The sequence below is a fragment of the Gardnerella vaginalis genome (assembly GCF_001546485.1).
Taxonomy (GTDB): Bacteria; Actinomycetota; Actinomycetes; order Actinomycetales; family Bifidobacteriaceae; genus Bifidobacterium; species Bifidobacterium vaginale_D.
On sequence record NZ_KQ956884.1, the window covers coordinates 16029 to 21084 of the forward strand.

3 protein-coding genes are annotated in these 5056 nt (G+C 45.7%); 2 read left to right on the forward strand and 1 reads right to left on the reverse strand.

The window, feature by feature from the left end; all coding sequences use genetic code 11:
• Window positions 1-54: 54 nt before the first annotated feature.
• Window positions 55-945: a biotin--[acetyl-CoA-carboxylase] ligase gene (locus HMPREF3208_RS06345; RefSeq protein ID WP_064347841.1), complete on the reverse strand. Its 891-nt coding sequence runs from the start codon at window positions 943-945 to the stop codon at window positions 55-57.
• A 183-nt stretch (window positions 946-1128) separates the two neighbouring features.
• Here HMPREF3208_RS06345 and HMPREF3208_RS06350 point away from each other — a divergent pair, with 183 nt between their 5' ends.
• Both HMPREF3208_RS06350 and HMPREF3208_RS06835 read left to right on the forward strand, forming a co-directional pair.
• Window positions 1129-3348: a DUF6020 family protein gene (locus HMPREF3208_RS06350; protein ID WP_064347843.1), complete on the forward strand. Its 2220-nt coding sequence runs from the start codon at window positions 1129-1131 to the stop codon at window positions 3346-3348.
• Window positions 3349-3516: 168 nt separating this feature from the next.
• Window positions 3517-4941, forward strand: coding sequence for a PucR family transcriptional regulator (locus tag HMPREF3208_RS06835; protein ID WP_064347844.1), 1425 nt, complete (start codon window positions 3517-3519; stop codon window positions 4939-4941).
• Window positions 4942-5056: the final 115 nt, after the last annotated feature.

Consider the following 5056-nt stretch of genomic DNA (forward strand, 5'->3'; position numbering starts at 1 on the left):
AGCTCGGCGCTCCGAGTTGCTTTCGCGCGCGCAATGCTGCGCTCAAGCAGGTCGTCACGCTTCGTACGCAACGGCTTGCACGTCGCCGCTTTTAACTACAATCTCCTCGCCGGAATCTTTGCGAATCGTAAGCGACGCATCTTCCCCAATCCGCTCTGCTGTTCCGGTTACCACTTTCCCGTCAACCGGATGTACGTTTACTTCGCGCCCAAGCGTCCAACATACTCCGCTTACTTCTTTCTGCAAATCGGCAGCATTACTTGGATAATCGCGCATAAAATCGTATAGCCGCGAGCGCAATCCCGTAACAATGTTCGCTGCAATCTCATCGCGCAATGCTTGAGCTTCTGGCAGCGCAGTCATGTGCATTTGTAGTGAAGTTGCCATTTTAATCGGCAGCACTTCTTGCGGCACGCACAAATTCAATCCGATTCCAAAAACCACTCCAACAACGTCGTCACGCCCCGGCACCGCCACAATTTCGGTTAAGATTCCGCCTTCTTTGCAGTCGTGTAAAAACACGTCATTCGGCCATTTGAGTTTAAGCGCGCATGCTTCACCATGCATCGGCGAACTGTTGTGCTCGCGGAAAGCTGCTAGTAGCGCGTCGCGTGCAGCAAGACCTGCAATTATTGGCAACCAGCCATTATGATCCTCATCCATCACCATTGCTTTCGGCAGCAACGTGACGAATGAAACCAAAAAGCTTTCTCCCGGTCTGCTTACCCACGCTCGCCCGAGTCTACCGCGACCAGCCGTTTGCTCGTCTGCAACAATCGCAAATATTGTTGGTTTTCCATCATCTCGTGCGATTATTTCGCCTTTTTGTATCATATCTCGCGCAATATTTTGCGTAGAATCCGTAATAGCGAAATATTTTACTGAGTCTGCCACAATTGAAGTACGAGGCATCAATGCCACGCTTTGCGAAGAAAAAGTAGTCATAGGTATAATTTACATCAGATTATATGGTTATTGCATGTGCGTGCGTCGAATATAAGTAACTTGCGTTATTGTATGCGATTTTGCATATTTGCGATTTTGCGTAATTTGCGTATCAGCGCCGCTTCGCACAAACGAAATAAACATATGTATAGTTTTATTAAATTATTAAGCAGGTGTTGATATATGAAGCGTACACATTGCAAAACACAATCACAACAAGCGCGCGCTCATACTAGTCAACAGCACTCTCTTACTCAATCAGCTTCCCACACTCAATCAATCCACCAAACTACACTAACTCGTTTTTTCACTTATACACTCTCCGCTCTGCTCTGTTTCTTACTCGCAGCCTGCACAAGTTTAGGACCAATTTTTCGCAATCAAGACCCACAACTGCATTTAGGAACGCTCGCTGACTGTTCTTGGATTAATGCGCTAATTTTTATTGCCGCGTTCGCAATATACGCGATTATTTTGTGGACGATTATTTATTACGGCAAACATGCGTCTTTTCCTAAGCAATACAGCCGTTTGGGAGCGTGGATTAAGTCAATTTTTAGAAAAAAGCACAAGACTAACGCAGAGAAAACAGACAAGAAAACTGTCGAGAAAATTATCGAAAGCAAAAGCAAAAGCACACCCAATCGCAAAGTCAAAAAGCACCGCATATCCGCAATCTGTCGCCTCATTCGCAACATTTCAAAACGTTTCTATAACGCCGCACGTTGGTTTATTAAGCATTCCACACGAAACCGCCGCAATCTTTTCCTCACTTTCTTCCTAGGCTGGCTGTGGGTACCTGCTACTCTACTTGCCGCATATGGCGCTGATGTTTGTTCGCAAATTCGTGAATATAGCTGGGCCTGGAATCAGCTTACTGGTCTTAAGCAGCCATATATTGGTTTCTTTAGTTTTGTGCCCATGGATATTTACCCTACTGCGCACTACTTGTGGCCAACGCAACCCACGTATTTGACCGATCAGCATAACATAGTTCTTACTGTTATGTACGGCGCAGTCGCAGCAGTCTCACGCTACTTTACTCATTCAAATGATGCTGGCATTGTGCTTCTTGCGTTCACTCAATTTGTTTTTGCAGCTTGGTGTATTGCTGCTACCGCGCATCGTTTTTTGAATAAGCCTTGGCTTACGTCGAATGCGCAACAAGCTACCCTCTCATCTCGCACGTCTCGCACGTCTCACTCGTCCCCCTCGTCCCGCACGCCACTTTTCGCAAGATTCGCCGTCCTGCTCATGTTTTTGCTTCATCCACTTGTGCTGTGTTCTACGATTGCACTCACTAAATCACCGCTTTTTGCGTTCGCTTTTGTGTGGTGGTTTGGCATAAATTATGAGTTAACTTGTAGTTATCATGCTGATGACACGCACGCTGGCATTGCGAAGATTCACTACGGCACGTTTATAGAATTGCTGATTTCAGTATGCGTTATGCTGATTGCAGCAAAATATGCGTGGTACATTTTGCTTATTCAGTGCCTTCTACTGCTTGTGTTTGAGCGTAAACGTTGGCGTGTGTGGGTTGGTGGCATTTTATTACCAACGCTTGTTGTTCACACTGCTTTGGTGCTGCTTATTTCAAGCGGTGCTGTTATTACTGGAGACCCTATTGAAAGTCGTGGTATTCAGTTGCAGCAGATTGCGCGCATTGCGAAGTTAGACCCACATAGTATTCCGCATAGTGCTAAACGCATGATTGCCCCAATTTTTAATCTTGACCAAACTGCGGAAGCATATAAACCGTATGACGCTGATCCTGTAAAATCTTCTGGTTTGCAATCAAAAAAGGTAAGTTATCGTTGGCGCTACGTTACGCGAGATAATATTCGTAATTTAAATCGCGCTTGGTGGCAAATGGTTACACATAGTCCTCTTGTGGCTGCAGACGCGTTTATTGCGAAAATATACGGCTATTTCGATATCTTTGACCGACCGTATGTTGGTCCGGAATATTACATCAATACTGATAATATTCGTAATTCTGATTGGATTAAGTATTGGAATAGTAGTTGGCGTACTGAGTTTGCTGATGTAATTAGTTCATGGAGTGATGTTCCTGTTATAAGTTGGCTGATTCATGGTAATACTTTTGTGATTGCAACATTGCTTATTGGCATGGCGGAGATTGCGCTTCGTCGTTGGCGTACGGTTTTGTGGCATATACCACTTGCTTTGCTAGTTGGTGTGATGATATTAGCTCCGGCGAATAATTTTGAGCGTCATATGCTGCCGTTGGTTTTTGTGTTCTGTTTTGTGTTGCTTACTTTTTGGAGAGATAGTAAGCAAAGTGCCAGTAGCGAAAGCGCAGACGCAAGTGACACAACTAACGCAAGTGATACAAGTAACGCAAGCAGCGCAAGCAACGCTCACGCAATCCAAGCGTGAACGCAAGGTGATGTGCCCGCATTTGTGGACTTGCACACAGGCTAAGTCCACATTCTCGGATTATTGATGAAAAGAGAATGAACTCGTAAATCAGCACGCGCTATAATAGTAGAGTGTGTTGCTACATAAGCAATACTCTAGCAATATGGTTGCAATCAAAGGCGTAATATGAACGAGAAGCATACACAGCAGTTTGCGCAAACTACCGGCGCTTATACTTCCGTCGTATCTTATGATGATTGCGCGAATAATGTGAATTATGTAGAAGCAAATCAAGCGATCACAAGTGCGAATAGTGATTTTCTTTCGCTGTTAGCTAGCGTGCAATTCCCTTCGCAATCTTCCGCGCAATCTTCCGCGCAATCTTCCCAAATTGACAATACTAGCGCTGCGATTACTGCTACTTCGGCTATGTCTGCTGCTACTTCGACTACATCTTCTACTACAACTCCTGCAGCGTCAGCAACAACTGCAGCGTCAGTAACAACTGCAGAGCTCACTACAAAAGAACCAAGCGAAGAAAAGCATCGTCACCATTTATGGCATCGACTTTCTTCTAGCCAACGTCGCGAAAGTAAATCTGCAACACGTAAGCAATCTTCTAACGACGCGCCGCACTTTACACCACTGCCTAACGTCCCTCAATCTTCTAGCCCAACAGCTGGCATTTTTGATGTTCGCGACGGTCAAGTTTTTGATGCTGCAACGCGTTTGCGTTTACACACGCTGATTGCCACGTGTTTCATGAATGGCATTGCGGACGCTCGCGTACATGCTTTTATGCATTTGCTTCAATGGCAAGATGTGCCAAAAGCGGTGGTGATTGCTGGAAGTTTTGGCACTACAATCACGCCAGATACTGGTCCAAATCGGGAGCCTGCTCCTACTGTGCCCCCTGATAATACGGACGCTTTACGTCGCAATATTTGGCCTCAGCTCAGCACCTGCGCTGCGTACGATGCTATTGTTGAACGTGTGCAAACTAGCGCTTTACAGCATATTGCTGCTTCTTGGCGCAACGCGCAAATGTTTTCGCAACATCATGCTAGCAACACTGCCGTTACTCATATTGCTGCTCCTTCACACATCATACTGTTGGCTGTTCGCGACAATCCTAGTGAGCAAGCTCTTGAAAAGTTATGCCAAGTTTTTGCGCCATCACATAAGCCGATTTGTGTTAGCAATGTAGCTGAAGGCGTTGAGCAGATTGCTTCAACGCTTACTTCCACGCTTGCTGCTATTGCGGTTGCTCCTGCTGTGCAACATTTGCCACAGATTATTCACACGGATGATGTGCTTCCTGAGCGTGCGCTCATTGGCGATGCCACAGCGTTTGACACCTTGTATAACAGGGTGTATCAAAGTTTGGCGCCGTATAGTAATGATGATCCAACGTTATCCACTATTGATATGTTTTTGCGTTTTGGTGGAGCGTTGGATCAAACAGCGCATGAGTTAAACGTGCACCCGAATACCGTGCGCTATCGTTTGCGTAAAGTAGCTCAGACTACTGGCTGGGATGCCACAGATCCACGTGCAGCATACGTGTTACAAACAGCTATCACTATTGGTCGTATTCGCGATTCACACTAAGATTTTTCATAGCGCTCCGGCAGGTCGTCGCACTGCATTAGTGCCTCATGACCGTTACTTCCTCAGTCGGCTTACTGAGTTAATAACAGTGTTTGGGTGATTACCGTTATTTTCT